Below are 15,725 nucleotides of genomic sequence, written 5' to 3'. Positions count from 1 at the left end.
CCCCGGCGCCCATCCTCGATGGGCGCCTTTTTCATTCAGTCAGGTTGCTGATTTATGTTCGAAAACCTCTTACAAAATCTGGGGCTCTCCGCCTTCAGCCTCAAGGGCTTCGGTCCTTTGCTGTTGGAAGGCACCTGGATGACCATCAAATTGTCGGCGTTGTCGCTGCTGGTGGCCGTGTTGCTCGGCCTGCTCGGCGCCAGTGCCAAGCTGTCAAAAGTCAAACTGCTGCGCCTGCCCGCCCAGCTCTACACCACGCTGATTCGCGGGGTGCCGGACCTGGTGCTGATGCTGCTGATCTTCTACAGCCTGCAAACCTGGCTGACGACGCTCACCGATTACCTGGAATGGGAATACATCGAGATCGACCCATTCAGCGCCGGGGTCCTGACCTTGGGCTTCATTTATGGCGCGTACTTCACTGAAACCTTTCGCGGGGCGATTCTCGCCGTACCGCGCGGTCAGGTCGAAGCTGCCACCGCCTATGGCCTCAAGCGCGGCCAGCGCTTTCGTTTCGTGGTGTTCCCGCAAATGATGCGCTTCGCCCTGCCGGGCATCGGCAACAACTGGATGGTGATGCTCAAGGCCACCGCGCTGGTTTCGATCATCGGCCTGGCCGATCTGGTCAAGGCCGCGCAGGACGCCGGTAAAAGCACCTATCAACTGTTTTACTTCCTGGTCCTCGCCGCGTTGATCTACCTGCTGATCACCAGTGCCTCGAATTTCATCCTACGCTGGCTCGAACGCCGTTACGCCGCCGGTGCCCGGGAGGCCGTACGATGATCGAACTCCTGCAGGAATACTGGAAAGCCTTCCTCTATACCGACGGCCAGAACATCACTGGCCTTGCGATGACGATGTGGCTGCTCAGCGCCTCGATCTTCTTCGGTTTCATCGTGTCGATTCCGCTGTCGATCGCTCGCGTCTCGCCGCACTTCTACATTCGCTGGCCGGTGCAGTTCTATACCTACCTGTTCCGTGGCACGCCGCTCTATATCCAGTTGCTGATCTGCTACACCGGGATCTACAGCCTGGCCGCCGTGCGAGCGCAACCGGTGCTCGACAGTTTCTTTCGCGATGCGATGAACTGCACGATCCTGGCCTTCGCCCTGAACACCTGCGCCTATACCACGGAGATTTTCGCCGGGGCGATCCGCAGCATGAACCACGGCGAAGTCGAAGCGGCCAAGGCCTACGGCCTGACCGGCTGGAAGCTGTATGCCTACGTAATCATGCCGTCGGCGCTGCGCCGTTCGTTGCCGTACTACAGCAACGAAGTGATCCTGATGCTGCACTCGACCACCGTGGCTTTCACCGCGACCATCCCCGACATCCTGAAAGTCGCGCGGGACGCCAACTCGGCGACCTTCCTGACCTTCCAGTCGTTCGGCATCGCCGCGCTGATCTACCTGACCATCACCTTTGCGCTGGTCGGCCTGTTCCGCCTTGCCGAACGCCGATGGCTGGCCTTCCTTGGCCCGACCCACTAGGACCCTTTTGAGATGCGCCACCAGATACACGACCTGCTGGCCCCGCTGCCGGGGACCGCACGACAGATCCACAGCTTTCACTTCGGCCCGGACAAGGCCCAGGGCAAGATCTACATCCAGTCCTCGCTGCACGCCGACGAACTGCCCGGCATGCTCGTGGCCTGGCACCTCAAGCAGCGTCTGGCGGAGCTGGAAGCCGCCGGCCGCCTGCGCAGCGAAATCGTGCTGGTGCCGGTGGCCAATCCGGTCGGCCTCGAACAGGTGCTGATGGATGTACCGCTGGGCCGCTACGAGCTGGAGAGCGGGCAGAATTTCAACCGCTGGTTCGTCGACCTCAGCGAAGAAATCGGCAACGAAATCGAAGCGCAACTGAGCGACGACCCGCAGCGCAACCTCGAACTGATCCGGTCCAGCCTGCGCAACGCCCTCGCTCGCCACACCGCCACGACTCAGTTGCAATCCCAACGCCTGACCCTGCAACGGCTGGCCTGCGATGCGGACATGGTTCTGGACCTGCACTGCGACTTCGAATCCGTGGTTCACCTCTACACCACACCCGAGGCCTGGCCGCAGGTCGAGCCGCTGGCACGTTATATCGAATCCCAGGCGAGCCTGCTGGCCACCGACTCCGGCGGCCAGTCGTTCGACGAGTGCTTCACCCTGCTGTGGTGGCAATTGAAGGAGCGCTTCGGCGAACACTTCGAGATTCCGCTCGGCAGTTTCTCGGTCACCGTCGAGTTGCGTGGCCAAGGGGATGTCACCCATCCGCTGGCCAGTCGCGATTGCCAAGCGCTGATCGATTACCTGATCCATTTCGGCGCCATCGTCGGCGAGCCCAAAGCCTTGCCGGCGCTGCCACATCCCGCCACACCGCTGGCCGGCGTGGAACCGGTGGCCACCCCTGTCGGCGGGCTGCTGGTGTACAGCGCCACACCCGGCCAGTGGCTGGAAGCCGGGCAGAAAATCGCCGAAATCATCGACCCGATCAGCGACCGGGTCACGCCAGTCCATTGCACCGCTTCCGGTCTGCTCTATGCCCGCTCGCTGCGGCGCATGGCGACGGCCGGGATGGTGATCGCCCACGTCGCGGGCGCCGAAGCCTATCGCAGCGGCTATCTACTTTCGCCTTGAGGATGCCTGTCCCATGTACAAATTGACCGTTGAAGGCCTGCACAAAAGCTATGGCGACCATCAGGTGCTCAAAGGCGTCTCGCTCAAGGCCAAGACCGGCGACGTGATCAGCCTGATCGGCGCCAGCGGCTCGGGCAAAAGCACCTTTTTGCGCTGCATCAACTTTCTCGAACAACCCAACGACGGCGCGATGAGCCTCGATGGCCAGGCGATCCGCATGGTCACCGACCGCCACGGCATGCACGTGGCCGACGCCGATGAACTGCAACGCCTGCGCACCCGGCTGGCGATGGTGTTCCAGCACTTCAACCTGTGGAGCCACATGACCGTGCTGGAAAACATCACCATGGCCCCGCGCCGGGTGCTGGGCTGCAGCAAACAGGAAGCCGACGACCGCGCCCGCCGTTATCTGGAAAAGGTCGGTCTGCCGGCGCGGGTGGCGGATCAATACCCGGCGTTCCTATCCGGCGGCCAGCAACAACGGGTGGCGATTGCCCGCGCGTTGGCCATGGAGCCGGAAGTCATGCTGTTCGACGAACCGACGTCGGCGCTGGACCCGGAGCTGGTCGGCGAAGTGCTCAAGGTGATTCAGGGCCTGGCCGAAGAAGGCCGGACCATGATCATGGTCACCCATGAAATGAGCTTTGCGCGCAAGGTCTCGAGCCAGGTGCTGTTCCTGCATCAGGGGCTGGTGGAAGAAGAAGGCGCGCCCGAAGAAGTGCTGGGCAATCCGAAAAGCGAACGCCTGAAGCAATTCCTCAGCGGCAATCTCAAATAACGGCTTGCACCAAACCCTGTGGGAGCGAGCTTGCTCGCGAAGGCGGACATTCAGTTACACATCTTTTGAATGTCCAGACGCTTTCGTCGGATCGCCGCCCGGACCAAGCTCGCTCCCACATTGGTTTGTGCTTGTACAAAATTAAACTTGTCCTTTACCGGCGCGGTCACTGAAGGAACACCTTCAGAGCACACGTCGCCGGCATGGGCACTTCCACCGACTTCGCCAAACACTGGTTCAGCGCCCGCGACTGGAAGCCGTTCGCCTTTCAGAAACAGGTGTGGACGGCGGTCAAACGTGGCGAATCCGGCCTGCTGCACGCCAGCACCGGTGCCGGTAAAACCTACGCGGTGTGGTTTGCCGCGCTCAATCGGTTTGCCCGCTCCGGGCCTGTTGCTGAAACCACTCGCAAACGCCAGCCGCCTGCCGAACCGCTCACCGTGTTGTGGATCACGCCGATGCGCGCGCTGGCCGCCGACACCGCGCGTGCCCTGCAAGCGCCGCTGGACGATCTGCAGATTCCCTGGAGCGTCGGCCTGCGTACCGGCGACACCGGCAGCAGCGAGCGCGCCCGGCAGAACCGACGCCTGCCGACCACGCTGATCACCACCCCGGAAAGCCTGACCCTGATGCTCGCCCGCGCCGACGCACAAACGGCGTTGTCGACGCTACGCATGGTCGTGGTGGATGAATGGCACGAATTGCTCGGCAACAAACGCGGCGTGCAATTGCAACTGGCCCTCGCCCGGTTGCGCCGCTGGCATCCGCAACTGATTGTCTGGGGTGTTTCCGCGACGCTTGGCAGTCAATCCCACGCCGAACAGGTGTTGATCCCACAGGGCGGTGGCGTAAGTGTTCAGGGTCAAAGCGATAAAACGCTGCGTGTCGATACCCTGCTCCCACCGCAGATCGAGCGTTTTCCCTGGGCCGGGCATATCGGTCTGAAGATGTTGCCGCAGGTGGTCGCCGAACTGGAGGTGTGCGCCAGCAGCCTGGTGTTCACCAACACGCGGGCGCAGTCGGAAATCTGGTATCAGGCGTTGCTGGAGGCGCGGCCGGACTGGGCCGGCTTGATCGCCCTGCACCACAGTTCGCTGTCCCGCGACACCCGCGACTGGGTCGAGCAGGCGCTGAAGAACGGCCAACTCAAAGCCGTGGTCTGCACCTCAAGTCTGGATCTGGGGGTGGATTTCCTGCCGGTGGAGCGCGTTCTGCAAATAGGGTCGGCCAAAGGTGTGGCGCGGCTGATGCAGCGTGCCGGGCGTTCGGGCCATGCGCCCGGTCGAACATCGCGGGTAACTCTGGTGCCGACGCACAGCCTGGAGCTGATCGAAGCCGCTGCCGCCCGCGATGCCGTGTCGCAGCAGCGGATCGAGCCGCGACTGTCACCGCACAAACCGCTGGATGTACTGGTTCAGCACCTGGTCAGCATGGCGCTGGGCGGTGGCTTTATTCCTGAGGATTTGTACGAAGAAGTCCGCAGCGCCTGGGCCTATCGCGACCTGACGCTCGCGGACTGGGCCTGGGCGCTGGCGTTCGTACGCCACGGCGGGATGTCGCTGACCGCGTACCCGGATTACCGCCGGGTCGAGCCGGATGAGCACGGGATCTGGCGCGTCCCCGATGCCCGGTTGGCGCGCCGCCATCGGATGAGCATCGGTACCATCGTCAGCGACGCCGCAATCCATTTGAAATTCTGGAGCAAGGGCGGTGGCGGCAAACAGCTGGGCAGCGTTGAAGAAGGCTTTATCGCCCGTCTCAAGCCCGGCGACGGCTTCCTGTTCGCCGGACGCCTGCTGGAACTGGTGCGGGTGGAAAACATGACCGCCTATGTCAAACGCAGCACGGCAAAAAAAGCCGCCGTACCGCGATGGAATGGCGGGCGTATGCCGCTGTCCAGCGAACTCGCTGAAGCCGTAGTCACTCGATTCAGCGCTGCGGCACACGGTGAGTTTGCCGGCCCGGAAATGCAGGCCTTGAGACCCTTGCTGGAAACACAGATGCGCTGGTCCGGTTTGCCGACAGCCGACAGTTTGCTGGCCGAAGTGTTGAAGTCCCGCGAAGGCTGGCACCTTTTCCTCTACCCGTTTGCCGGACGTCAGGTGCATCTGGGATTGGCCAGTCTGCTGGCGTGGCGGGTCAGTCAGCGCCTGCCTGTGACCTTCTCGATTGCGGTCAACGATTACGGACTGGAATTGCTCAGCGCCACGCCCGTTGACTGGTCTGTGCAACTGGACGCCGCCCTGCTCAGTCCCGAGGACTTATTGAGGGATGTGCTGGCCAGCCTCAACGCGGGCGAACTGGCGTTGCGCAGGTTTCGGGAAATCGCCCGGATTGCGGGCTTGGTGTTCGCCGGTTACCCCGGCGCGCCAAAAAGTACCCGTCAGGTGCAGGCCTCCAGCGGACTGTTTTTCGAGGTATTCAAACAATACGACGCCGACAATCTGTTGCTGGCGCAGGCCGGGGAAGAAGTCTTACGAGAAGAACTGGATATTCGTCGACTGGAACAGACGCTGGAGCGAATCAACCGGATGAAACTGGACATGCACCTGATCAAACGTCCTACACCGCTCGGCTTCCCGCTGCTGGTGGAGCGCATGCGCGAAAGCATGAGTTCGGAAAAACTCGCCGACCGGATCCGGCGAATGGTTGGCGATCTGGAGAAAACCGCTGACAAGGGCCAATCCTGATGAACGCGCCCTACCCCGTGCGTCTGGCAGGCGAAGACCTCTGGTTGTTGCCGGAAAAAGCCCTGTACTGGCCGGCGCAACAGGCGCTACTGATTGCCGATGTACATTTCGGCAAGGCTGCCGCCTACCGTCGCCTGGGGCAACCGGTGCCGCAGGGCACCACGGCGAGCAACATCGCCGTGATCGAGCAGTTGCTGGCGAAACTGCCGTGTCGGCAACTGATCTTTCTTGGGGATTTTCTGCACGGGCCGGGTTCGCATGCCTTGGGCACTTTGAGTGTTTTGGCTGAGTGGCGCTCACGCCACGCCGATCTGCCGATCACACTGATTCGCGGCAATCACGATAAACGTGCCGGTGATCCGCCGCAGTCGCTGAACATTCGGGTGGTGCCGGAGCCGTTGCTGCTCGGGCCCTTCGCGTTACAACACGAGCCCGATCCGCACCCCGAACGCCACGTGCTTGCAGGCCACGTCCACCCGGTTTATCGATTGAACGGCAAGGGGCGTCAGCGTTTGCGGCTGGCGTGTTTCAGGCAGGGGGAACGCATCAGCCTGTTGCCGGCGTTTGGCGCCTTCACCGGCGGTTATCCGGTGGAGAAGGAAGACAGCTGTCGGATCTTTGTCATCGGCGACAACGAAATATGGCCCGTCGGCTGAAGTCCTGTTCAGGATTCAGCCGACGGGCCATGCATTCAATCAAGCGACGGGCGCAGGTGGCGGTTTGTCCGGCAACGTCGGTTCGCCGGGCTCGGTCGGTTCTTCATTGGGGGTATCGGGATCGGGCTGGTGAGGAATTCCGCCAGCCATGGCGATGGGCGGGTGTGCCAACAAGGACCAGGCCAATACGCCAACCTGATTGGGCTCGAGCCTTGCCAGTTCGGCAGTGATTTGCGGATCGATCTTCATGGAGCACTCCTCGGCGAAGGCCCGTTTCGCTGTCCGCGAATCGGGCAGTACACCCCATAGAGTGTCTACCCGCCGAAGAATTCCCGGTAACTGCCGGATGGACGGATCAGGTGCGCGGCAGGGTCACGCCACGCTGGCCCTGGTACTTGCCGGCGCGATCCTTGTAGGAGACTTCGCATTCTTCGTCGGATTCGAGGAACAGCATCTGCGCCACGCCTTCGTTGGCGTAGATTTTCGCCGGCAGGTTGGTGGTGTTCGAGAACTCCAGGGTCACCTGGCCTTCCCACTCGGGCTCGAGCGGGGTGACGTTGACGATAATGCCGCAGCGGGCGTAGGTGCTTTTGCCCAGGCAGATGGTCAGGACGTTGCGTGGAATACGGAAGTATTCAACGGTCGTGGCCAGGGCGAAGGAGTTCGGTGGAATGATGCAGACGTCGCTGTGGACGTCGACGAAGCTGCCGGCGTCGAAGTTTTTCGGATCGACGATGGCCGAATTGATGTTGGTGAACACCTTGAAATGATTGGTGCAACGCACATCGTAGCCGTAGCTCGACACACCGTAGGAGATCACACGGCTGTCGTCGCTGCCACGTACCTGGCGCTCGACGAACGGCTCGATCATGCCGTGTTCCTGCGCCATGCGGCGAATCCACTTGTCCGATTTGATGCTCATGGCGGGTGTCCTGAATAGCGAGGTGGAAAAAATCTGTCCGGCATCTTACCGGGCGCGCCGCCGGGTTCAAAGTCCGGGCTGCAAATCTCGCCGAACGTGCAGGAATTACGCGGCCTGGCGACGAACCGTCACACCGCCGATCCTTAAAACAGAGAAACCTTCGCAAGAAGCATTGGCACGTTCCGGAAAAAGGGTTAAGGTGGCGCCACTGTGCTGCTTGTGTCACTGAGAATCTCTACACGATATGTTGAATTTCGATCCAACCATCTACAAGAATTTTTCCTGCTCTTTGCACTCAGTCTCGGCCAGGGTTCTTCCTGAGTCGCAGTTATCTTTGTCCAAGGAGTTACACCATGTCTAATCGCCAAACCGGTACCGTTAAGTGGTTCAACGATGAAAAAGGCTTCGGCTTCATCACTCCACAATCCGGTGACGACCTGTTCGTTCACTTCAAAGCTATCCAATCCGACGGCTTCAAAAGCCTGAAAGAAGGCCAACAGGTTTCTTTCATCGCTACCCGCGGTCAGAAAGGCATGCAAGCTGAAGAAGTACAAGTTATCTAACTTGTAGCTTCTTTAGTAAAAGGCCCCGCCCTCAAAAGCGGGGCTTTTTTGTGGGCGTCTGTTTTTCCGGACGCAAAAAAAAGATCGCAGCCTGCGAAGGCTGCGATCTTTTTTGTTGTTTACCAGGCGACGCCGAAGCCGGCGGTGTAGCGGGTCTTGCTCAGATCCGCATCCTCGGTGCCGCTGATGATGTCGCGCTCAGCCTTGAGGTTCAGCGAAGCCCAGTCAGTGACCTTGTAGCGCAAGCCCATTTCCGCATCCAGCGCATAGTCGGCCACACCGGACAGCGGCTTGCCGACTTCGCCATTGGTGAAGAACTCGACCTTCTTGCCAATCAGGTAGCGGTTGTAGTCCCACTTCATGGCAACCGAATAGAAGTTGTCTTTGCTGCCATCGCGATACTGGTAGTCGGTGCGGTTAAGCAACGAGCCCAGGGAGAACGCCCCCAACTCATCGTCCCAGAACTGGTAGCCCGGACCCGTACCGACCACGCGCTGGCGCGCCAGCTCTTCGATGTGGTCGCGCTTGTAGTTCAGGCGGCCCTGCCAGAACCACTTGTCCGTCAGGAAGCGGTCGAGGGCGTACTCGGCGCGCCAGTTGTCGGTGGTGGTCACGTCGTCCTGCACTTCGCGGTTGTACTCGCCTTCGGCGGTGTGCCGCCAGCGACCATGGCGGGCGGACGTCTTGAAGCCGATGTCGTAGTCGTCGGTGTCCTTTTCCGCACGCTGGTAATCCAGCGCCAGGTCGACGTTACCCTTCCACACCAGATCCTCGACCACCGGTTTGGGCTTGAGAATCTGCTGAATGCTCGCCAGCTCCACGGTTTTCGGCGCTTCGCCATTGGCCAGGATGACCTTGCCATCTTCGGCAGCAGTCAGCGACTTGGCCTTCTCGCCGTTGTAGGCATCCTGCTTGACCAGCAACTCCTGATCGCTCTCCAGAGTCTTGACCTGCTTCCAGTCAATGGTCACGGCCCCCGCATACTGGGTCTGGACCAGCAACTTGCCACCGTCGAACAGCGTGATTTTGCCGCTCAGCTTGTCACCGTTCTTCAACCAGACGGTATCGGCAAGCAAGGGTGTGGACGCACTGAAGACAGCAAGGCACAGCAGGGTTCTGGACAACATAAGCGAATCGGGGACTCAAGTTTGCGAAAAAGGGTCGGCATTATCCGTAGGAATAATTCCCTGACAAGGAGTGACCCGGCTATTTCTGTTGAGTTCATTTCTCAATTGCCCCTTCACCGATTACGCTTAAAGACATAACGCGATCAAGTTCAGGAACCGCGCCCGTGACAGACCCGATGCATGCCTGCGAAAACGATCCGCAAATCCGACGCACGGCACTCTATTCCACCCTCGCCCAAGTGCCCGAGGGCAAAGTCGTCAGCTATGGTCAGTTGGCCGAACTGGCGGGGTTGGGGCGCGCCGCTCGCTGGGTCGGCCGGACTTTGAGCCAACTGCCGGGCGACACCAAGCTGCCATGGCACCGTGTACTCGGCGCCGGCGGTCGGATCAGCCTGCCAGTGGGCAGCCCTTCAGGTGATGAACAGCGGGCACGATTGCGCATGGAAGGCGTCACCATCCTGAACAATCGTGTGGATATTCAGCGCCATGGCTGGCGCCCGGTAGAGCACAGCGGTTAGAGTGCGCGCTTTGTTTTCGCAATTTTGAGGCAGACTTCAGCCCATGCCCCGTAAAACCTGGCGCGCCGCGCTCGCCGCCTATGCCAGTCCTTCGACGCTCGTGCTGTTGTTGCTGGGTTTCGCCGCCGGCCTGCCGTACATGCTGGTGTTCTCGACACTTTCGGTCTGGCTGCGTGAAGCCGGTGTGGCCCGTGAGACGATCGGCTACGCCAGCCTGATCGGTCTGGCCTACGCCTTCAAATGGGTCTGGTCGCCCCTGCTCGACCAATGGCGCCTGCCGTTGCTGGGCAAGTTGGGGCGCCGCCGTTCGTGGCTGGTGCTCTCACAGACGCTGGTGATCCTCGGCCTGATCGGCATGGGTTTTTGTGACCCGCAGAAACACCTGTCCTGGCTGATCGCCATCGCGGTGGTCGTTGCATTCGCCTCCGCCACCCAGGACATCGCCGTCGACGCCTATCGCCTGGAAATCGCCGAAGACAACCGTCAGGCCGCTCTGGCCGCCAGTTACATGTCTGGTTACCGGGTTGCCGCCCTGCTGGCGACGGCCGGTGCACTGTTCTTCGCCGAAGGCTTCGGCTCCACCGGTTTCAACTACCAGCACTCTGCCTGGACCGGCACCTACGTGCTGTTCGGCGCTTTGATGGTCCCCGCCCTGCTCACCACCCTGCTGATGCGCGAGCCGCCGGTGCCGTTGCGCACCCAGTTGCAGGCCGGGCGCTACACCTTCATGCATCAGTTGATGTCGGTGTTCGTGTTGATCATTTTGCTGGTCTCCGTACCGGCGATGTTTACCCAGCTCTACAACACCGATTTCGCCAGTGTGCTGTTCGGCGACATGAGCCCGCTGGACCTGCTGCTGGAAGACCGGGCGTTCCTGCGCGCGATTCTCTACACCACGCTGACCTGCCTGTGCCTCTCGGCCATGGGTCGTCGCGGTCTGGCGCCGGTGCTGACGCCGGTCAACGACTTCATCCTGCGCTACCGCTGGCAGGCACTGCTGCTGCTCGGTCTGATCGCCACCTATCGGATGTCCGACACGGTGATGGGCGTGATGGCCAACGTGTTCTACATCGACCAGGGCTTCACCAAGGATCAGATCGCCAGCGTCAGCAAAATCTTCGGTCTGATCATGACCCTGGTCGGCGCCGGCATGGGCGGCCTGCTGATCGTGCGCTTCGGCATCCTGCCGATCCTGTTCATCGGCGGCGCCGCGTCGGCGGCCACCAACCTGCTGTTCCTGATGCTGGCCGACATGGGCCCGAACCTGCAGATGCTGGTGGTGACGATCTCCCTCGACAATTTCAGTTCAGGCCTGGCAACCTCGGCGTTCGTCGCCTACCTGTCGAGCCTGACCAACCTGAAGTTCTCCGCCACCCAGTACGCCCTGCTCAGCTCGATCATGCTCCTGCTGCCACGCCTGATAGGCGGCTACTCCGGGGTAATGGTGGAGAAATTCGGTTACCACAACTTCTTCCTGATCACCGCGCTGCTCGGCGTTCCGACGCTGGTGCTGATCGCCCTGCACTGGTTCCAGGAAAGCCGCCGCGAAGGCCCGACGCCGACGCCGGAGCCTGCACCGACCTCCGTCGTGGAAGAATCGTAAGACATCTCGCACCCGGCGAGAGGGTTTGCGCCGGGGCTGCACTTCTGTACGTCGGCGGATCTCGCCGTTACACTGCTCCGTCATTTCCAGTCATAGCAACCGACAACGGCCAACCATGCGCACCAGTCAATTTTTGCTCGCCACACAGAAAGAAACGCCTTCCGACGCGGTCGTGATCAGCCATCAGCTGATGCTGCGCGCCGGCATGATCCGCAAACTCGCCTCGGGCCTGTACACCTGGCTGCCGATGGGCTTGCGAGTGATGCGCAAGGTGGAAGCCATCGTTCGCGAAGAAATGAACGCCGCCGGCTCTCTGGAAGTGTTGATGCCGAGCACCCAACCGGCCGAGCTGTGGCAGGAATCGGGACGCTGGGAAGAATACGGCCCTGAGCTGCTGCGCATCAAAGACCGCCACGGTCGTGATTTCTGCGCGGGCCCGACCCACGAAGAAGTGATCACCGATCTGATGCGCAACGAGTTGAGCAGCTACAAACAGCTGCCGATCAACCTGTACCAGATCCAGACCAAATTCCGTGACGAAATCCGTCCACGCTTCGGCCTGATGCGCGGTCGCGAATTCATCATGAAGGACTCGTACTCCTTCCATGCGGATCAGGCGTCTCTGCAGATCACCTATGACCGCATGCACGAAGCGTACTGCAATATCTTCACCCGTCTGGGCCTGAAGTTCCGTCCGGTGGAAGCCGACAACGGTTCGATCGGCGGCGCCGGTTCCCACGAATTCCACGTGCTGGCCGAGTCCGGCGAAGACGATATCGTCTTCAGCAACGGTTCCGACTACGCGGCGAACATCGAGAAGGCCGAAGCCGTGCCGCGTGAAACCTCGCGCGCCGCACCAAGCGAAGAGCTGCGCCTGGTCGACACGCCAGACACCAAGACCATCGCGGCCCTGGTGGAGAAATTCAATCTGCCGATTGAAAAGACCATCAAGACCCTGATCGTGCACGCCGAAGAAGAAGGCAAGCTGATCGCGCTGATCATCCGTGGCGACCACGAGCTGAACGAAATCAAGGCTGCCAACCAGCCAGGCGTTGCCAGCCCGCTGGTCATGGCCTCCGATGCCGAACTGCGTGACGCCATTGGCGCTGGCGCCGGTTCCCTCGGCCCGCTGAACCTGCCGCTGCCGATCATCATCGACCGCTCGGTCGAGCTGATGAGCGACTTCGGCATTGGTGCCAACATCGACGACAAGCACTACTTCGGCGTGAACTGGGAGCGTGACCTGCCGGTTCCAACCGTGGCCGACCTGCGCAATGTCGTGGCCGGCGACCCAAGCCCGGACGGCAAGGGCACCCTGGAAATCAAGCGCGGCATCGAAGTCGGGCACATCTTCCAGCTGGGCAACAAGTACAGCAAGGCGATGAAGTGCGAAGTGCTGGGCGAGAACGGCAAGCCGGTAACCCTGGAAATGGGTTGCTACGGTATCGGTGTTTCCCGCGTGGTGGCTGCCGCCATCGAGCAGAACAACGACGAGAACGGCATCATCTGGAGCGACACCCTGGCGCCGTTCCAGATCGCCCTGGTGCCGCTGCGCTATGAAACCGAGCTGGTGCGCGAAGCCACCGACAAGCTGTACGCGGAACTGACCGCGGCCGGCTTCGAAGTGCTGCTGGACGACCGCGACAAGAAAACCAGCCCGGGCATCAAGTTCGCGGACATGGAGCTGATCGGCATTCCGCACCGGATCGTGGTCAGCGATCGCGGCCTCGCCGAAGGCAACCTGGAATACAAGAGCCGTACCGAAGGCCAGGCGCAAGCACTGCCGGTTGCCGACGTGCTGTCCTTCCTTCAGGCCCGTATCCGCCGCTGAAACCAGATAGAGACGTCATGTTCAAGCGAAACACCTTAGGCCTCGGTGGTGCCGCCCTGTGCGGCACCCTGCTGGTCAGCGGCTGTGCCAATCACATGTCACAACGCAGCGAGCACGAGGAACGTGTCGAGCGCAAACTGCTCGATCACAGCCTGCAGATCGATGTCGGCGAGCCCAAGGTGCTTGAGCTGCCGCAACGGCGTGTGAAGATCAACGAACAGAAGACTTTCGAAGTCACCGAGTTCGAGGTCACGCGCCATTACGACCGTTACACGCCTTACCAGCCATGGCGGGAGATCTACGAGATTCCGTTGGGCGCGGTGGCGGTGGTCGGCGGCGTCGGCGCGAACGTGGTCAACGTTTTCGCCCTCGGAAATCTGCCCGACAGCGTGACACGAGACTGGCTCAGCTACGGTTTCGCCGGGCTCAACCCGTTCATGAACGTGCAATCCAACGGTCGCGCGCAACAGAACCTGGCCGGTATCGACGAAGTCCAGCGCGACAAGCGCACCGAGTATTCGAGCCTGCCCTGGAGCGAGCGCCCGGTTCAGGTCAAGGCCGGTAAACAGACCTTCGACATGACCACCGATCGTAACGGCGTGCTGCGTCTGAACCTGCTGGACAGCCCGTTCGCCGAAAACGATTTGAATCATGTAGGAAAACTGCAGATCAGCGTCGAAGACAGCAACGATGACGTGCATTCCGATTCTTCTTTGGCGATCAGCACTCACCTGCGCGGCAAGCTGCTGGAAGCTCACGGGCTGATCTACGACGATCTGGAAGACGACGAAGTGAGCCAGTGGGTGCACCGGGTCAAGCGTCTGTCGGAACTGGGTCTGGAAGAAGAAGCCAGTGAACTGGAACAAAGCCTGATCGAACTGACCCGCAACGATCCTGAGTTGCAGGCCGAATTCCTCAAATCCCTGACCCGGGATGCGGGGCGTCTGGTAGCGGATCCGGGGCCGAACTGAAAACCCTGAAAAAATGCCCGAACCTGCTTCGGGTATTTTTTTGTCCGTCTATCGCTCGAACAGCTCCATTTGTTCGAACCCGCCGCGCAAATCCTCGAGCCGCACGCCCACTCCTAATAGCCGCACCGGTTTGCCACCGCGGTTGAACGCCTGCGTGAGCATCAACTGGTAACTGCCCAGATCCCGCCCTGCCCCGGCCTGCTCCAGTGTGGTCTGGGTGAAATCGTGAAACTTCACTTTGACGAACGGCTTGCCCGGCCGGTAACTGCTGTCGATCCGAGCCATGCGGGTTTTCAAGGTTTCGAGCAGTTCCGGGAGCTTGTCGAGGCAACTGCGCAGGTCCGGCAGATCGACGTCGTAGGTGTTTTCGACACTGATCGACTGACGGCGGCTGTCGTTGTGCACCAACCGCTCATCGATCCCACGGGCCAGACTCCACAAGCGCTCGCCGAAACTGCCGAATTCCCGCACCAGCGCCAGCTTGTCCCACTCGCGCAATTGCAGACAGTCACTGATACCGAACTTGCTCAACTTGTCGGCCGTGACCTTGCCCACCCCGTGCAACTTGCTCACCGGCAGGCCACTGACAAAGTCTTCGACCTGATCCGGAGTAATCACGAACAAGCCGTTGGGCTTTTTCCAGTCGCTGGCAATCTTGGCCAGAAACTTGTTCGGCGCCACGCCGGCGGAGACGGTGATGTGCAATTGGTTGGAAACCCGACGGCGAATATCCTGGGCGATCCGCGTGGCGCTGCCGCCGAAATGCGCGCTGTCCGAGACGTCGAGATAGGCCTCGTCCAGCGAAAGGGGCTCGATCAGGTCGGTGTAATCGCTGAAGATCGTGTGAATTTCCTTCGACGCCTCGCGATAGGCGTCCATTCGCGGTTTGACGATGGTCAGGTCCGGGCACAGCTTCAAGGCATGTCCGGACGACATCGCCGAGCGAACCCCGTAAGCCCGCGCCTCATAATTGCAGGTGGCGATCACCCCGCGCCTGTCCGCCGAGCCACCCACCGCCAACGGCTTGCCGGCGAGGCTCGGGTCATCCCGCATCTCGATGGCGGCGTAGAAACAGTCACAGTCGACGTGGATGATTTTTCGCTGAGTCATGACAGAAAAGGAAACATGGCGAGCCGGACCGGCAGTATCTCACTGACACCTGTATATAGCACCAGTGGTATGAATGTTCTTTTCAGTTTGTAGGAAACGGACTTTGAATTTATTTTCTCAATCGAAAACCAACCTCCAATAGAGCTGAAACCCTTGCTGCGCCTGACCTGCAGCCTCTGAAAAGACCGTTCGTCAGCGCTAACCGATTGAAGCTGAAGAGGTTTTATCCAAATTGAAGGTTGACACCCCAGCGTTCCTCTGTAGAATGCCGCCACACAGACGCGGGATGGAGCAGTCTGGTAGCTCGTCGGGCTCATAACCCGAAGGTCGTCGGT

The 15,725-nt window shown here is 60.8% G+C and carries 15 protein-coding genes; 11 read left to right on the top strand and 4 right to left on the bottom strand.

Annotated features, from left to right (window positions below):
* The first annotated feature begins 54 nt into the window (after positions 1-54).
* The 6 genes from N8H71_RS23135 (at position 55) to pdeM (ending at position 6,745) form a co-directional block, all read left to right on the top strand.
* Positions 55-783, top strand: a complete 729-nt coding sequence (locus N8H71_RS23135) for an ABC transporter permease (RefSeq protein WP_064593908.1) — start codon at positions 55-57, stop codon at positions 781-783.
* Positions 780-1,490, top strand: a complete 711-nt coding sequence (locus tag N8H71_RS23130) for an ABC transporter permease (protein WP_085683297.1) — start codon at positions 780-782, stop codon at positions 1,488-1,490. The genes N8H71_RS23135 and N8H71_RS23130 overlap by 4 nt, the downstream gene beginning before the upstream one ends.
* Before the next feature lie 12 nt (positions 1,491-1,502).
* Positions 1,503-2,621, top strand: coding sequence for a succinylglutamate desuccinylase/aspartoacylase family protein (locus tag N8H71_RS23125; RefSeq protein WP_085605335.1), 1,119 nt, complete (start codon positions 1,503-1,505; stop codon positions 2,619-2,621).
* A gap of 13 nt (positions 2,622-2,634) precedes the next feature.
* The gene (locus tag N8H71_RS23120; protein WP_007954993.1) at positions 2,635-3,399 is read left to right on the top strand and encodes an ABC transporter ATP-binding protein; all 765 of its coding nucleotides are present in this window, start codon (positions 2,635-2,637) and stop codon (positions 3,397-3,399) included.
* A 203-nt stretch (positions 3,400-3,602) separates the two neighbouring features.
* Positions 3,603-6,089, top strand: a complete 2,487-nt coding sequence (locus tag N8H71_RS23115) for a ligase-associated DNA damage response DEXH box helicase (protein WP_262195802.1) — start codon at positions 3,603-3,605, stop codon at positions 6,087-6,089.
* Positions 6,089-6,745, top strand: coding sequence for a ligase-associated DNA damage response endonuclease PdeM (pdeM, locus tag N8H71_RS23110; RefSeq protein WP_262195801.1), 657 nt, complete (start codon positions 6,089-6,091; stop codon positions 6,743-6,745). The genes N8H71_RS23115 and pdeM overlap by 1 nt, the downstream gene beginning before the upstream one ends.
* A 39-nt stretch (positions 6,746-6,784) precedes the next feature.
* On the opposite strand, the gene N8H71_RS23105 is transcribed toward pdeM, so the two are convergent.
* Both N8H71_RS23105 and dcd read right to left on the bottom strand, forming a co-directional pair.
* Entirely contained in the window at positions 6,785-6,994 is a 210-nt protein-coding gene (locus N8H71_RS23105; RefSeq protein WP_085697404.1) for a hypothetical protein, read from the bottom strand.
* 106 nt (positions 6,995-7,100) lie between these two features.
* Complete coding sequence (gene dcd, locus N8H71_RS23100) at positions 7,101-7,667, bottom strand: dCTP deaminase (RefSeq protein WP_007954988.1); 567 nt, start codon at positions 7,665-7,667, stop codon at positions 7,101-7,103.
* A 353-nt stretch (positions 7,668-8,020) separates the two neighbouring features.
* Between dcd and N8H71_RS23095 the strand changes: the two genes are divergently transcribed.
* On the top strand, positions 8,021-8,230 hold the full coding sequence (locus N8H71_RS23095) for a cold-shock protein (protein ID WP_002554837.1): 210 nt from the start codon (positions 8,021-8,023) through the stop codon (positions 8,228-8,230).
* A 119-nt stretch (positions 8,231-8,349) separates the two neighbouring features.
* On the opposite strand, the gene N8H71_RS23090 is transcribed toward N8H71_RS23095, so the two are convergent.
* The gene (locus N8H71_RS23090; RefSeq protein WP_085748169.1) at positions 8,350-9,357 is read right to left on the bottom strand and encodes a DUF481 domain-containing protein; all 1,008 of its coding nucleotides are present in this window, start codon (positions 9,355-9,357) and stop codon (positions 8,350-8,352) included.
* A gap of 176 nt (positions 9,358-9,533) precedes the next feature.
* Between N8H71_RS23090 and N8H71_RS23085 the strand changes: the two genes are divergently transcribed.
* The 4 genes from N8H71_RS23085 (at position 9,534) to N8H71_RS23070 (ending at position 14,280) form a co-directional block, all read left to right on the top strand.
* On the top strand, positions 9,534-9,875 hold the full coding sequence (locus N8H71_RS23085) for an MGMT family protein (protein WP_262195860.1): 342 nt from the start codon (positions 9,534-9,536) through the stop codon (positions 9,873-9,875).
* 43 nt (positions 9,876-9,918) lie between these two features.
* The gene (locus N8H71_RS23080; protein WP_007954981.1) at positions 9,919-11,478 is read left to right on the top strand and encodes an AmpG family muropeptide MFS transporter; all 1,560 of its coding nucleotides are present in this window, start codon (positions 9,919-9,921) and stop codon (positions 11,476-11,478) included.
* A 115-nt stretch (positions 11,479-11,593) separates the two neighbouring features.
* Complete coding sequence (locus N8H71_RS23075) at positions 11,594-13,309, top strand: proline--tRNA ligase (protein WP_115076782.1); 1,716 nt, start codon at positions 11,594-11,596, stop codon at positions 13,307-13,309.
* A 17-nt stretch (positions 13,310-13,326) separates the two neighbouring features.
* Positions 13,327-14,280 carry a hypothetical protein gene (locus N8H71_RS23070; RefSeq protein WP_207985214.1) on the top strand — a complete coding sequence of 318 codons (954 nt, stop codon included), beginning with the start codon at positions 13,327-13,329 and terminating at the stop codon, positions 14,278-14,280.
* Positions 14,281-14,328: 48 nt separating this feature from the next.
* Here the strand turns inward: N8H71_RS23070 and dinB are convergent, their stop codons facing one another.
* Positions 14,329-15,390: a DNA polymerase IV gene (dinB, locus tag N8H71_RS23065; protein WP_262195800.1), complete on the bottom strand. Its 1,062-nt coding sequence runs from the start codon at positions 15,388-15,390 to the stop codon at positions 14,329-14,331.
* Between the last annotated feature and the right edge of the window lie 335 nt (positions 15,391-15,725).

The organism is Pseudomonas koreensis, assembly GCF_025447595.1.
Classification (GTDB): domain Bacteria; phylum Pseudomonadota; class Gammaproteobacteria; order Pseudomonadales; family Pseudomonadaceae; genus Aquipseudomonas; species Aquipseudomonas koreensis_H.
Note: the sequence above shows the minus strand (reverse complement) of the source record. Positions and strands in the feature narration are given on the sequence as shown.

Excerpts from the sequence above, each read along its gene's own strand:
- N8H71_RS23135 (WP_064593908.1), top strand. The coding sequence starts at position 55 with ATGTTCGAAAACCTCTTACAAAATCTGGGGCTCTCCGCCTTCAGCCTC.
- N8H71_RS23130 (WP_085683297.1), top strand. The coding sequence starts at position 780 with ATGATCGAACTCCTGCAGGAATACTGGAAAGCCTTCCTCTATACCGAC.
- N8H71_RS23125 (WP_085605335.1), top strand. The coding sequence starts at position 1,503 with ATGCGCCACCAGATACACGACCTGCTGGCCCCGCTGCCGGGGACCGCA.
- N8H71_RS23120 (WP_007954993.1), top strand. The coding sequence starts at position 2,635 with ATGTACAAATTGACCGTTGAAGGCCTGCACAAAAGCTATGGCGACCAT.
- N8H71_RS23115 (WP_262195802.1), top strand. The coding sequence starts at position 3,603 with ATGGGCACTTCCACCGACTTCGCCAAACACTGGTTCAGCGCCCGCGAC.
- pdeM (WP_262195801.1), top strand. The coding sequence starts at position 6,089 with ATGAACGCGCCCTACCCCGTGCGTCTGGCAGGCGAAGACCTCTGGTTG.
- N8H71_RS23105 (WP_085697404.1), bottom strand. The coding sequence starts at position 6,994 with ATGAAGATCGATCCGCAAATCACTGCCGAACTGGCAAGGCTCGAGCCC.
- dcd (WP_007954988.1), bottom strand. The coding sequence starts at position 7,667 with ATGAGCATCAAATCGGACAAGTGGATTCGCCGCATGGCGCAGGAACAC.
- N8H71_RS23095 (WP_002554837.1), top strand. The coding sequence starts at position 8,021 with ATGTCTAATCGCCAAACCGGTACCGTTAAGTGGTTCAACGATGAAAAA.
- N8H71_RS23090 (WP_085748169.1), bottom strand. The coding sequence starts at position 9,357 with ATGTTGTCCAGAACCCTGCTGTGCCTTGCTGTCTTCAGTGCGTCCACA.
- N8H71_RS23085 (WP_262195860.1), top strand. The coding sequence starts at position 9,534 with ATGCATGCCTGCGAAAACGATCCGCAAATCCGACGCACGGCACTCTAT.
- N8H71_RS23080 (WP_007954981.1), top strand. The coding sequence starts at position 9,919 with ATGCCCCGTAAAACCTGGCGCGCCGCGCTCGCCGCCTATGCCAGTCCT.
- N8H71_RS23075 (WP_115076782.1), top strand. The coding sequence starts at position 11,594 with ATGCGCACCAGTCAATTTTTGCTCGCCACACAGAAAGAAACGCCTTCC.
- N8H71_RS23070 (WP_207985214.1), top strand. The coding sequence starts at position 13,327 with ATGTTCAAGCGAAACACCTTAGGCCTCGGTGGTGCCGCCCTGTGCGGC.
- dinB (WP_262195800.1), bottom strand. The coding sequence starts at position 15,390 with ATGACTCAGCGAAAAATCATCCACGTCGACTGTGACTGTTTCTACGCC.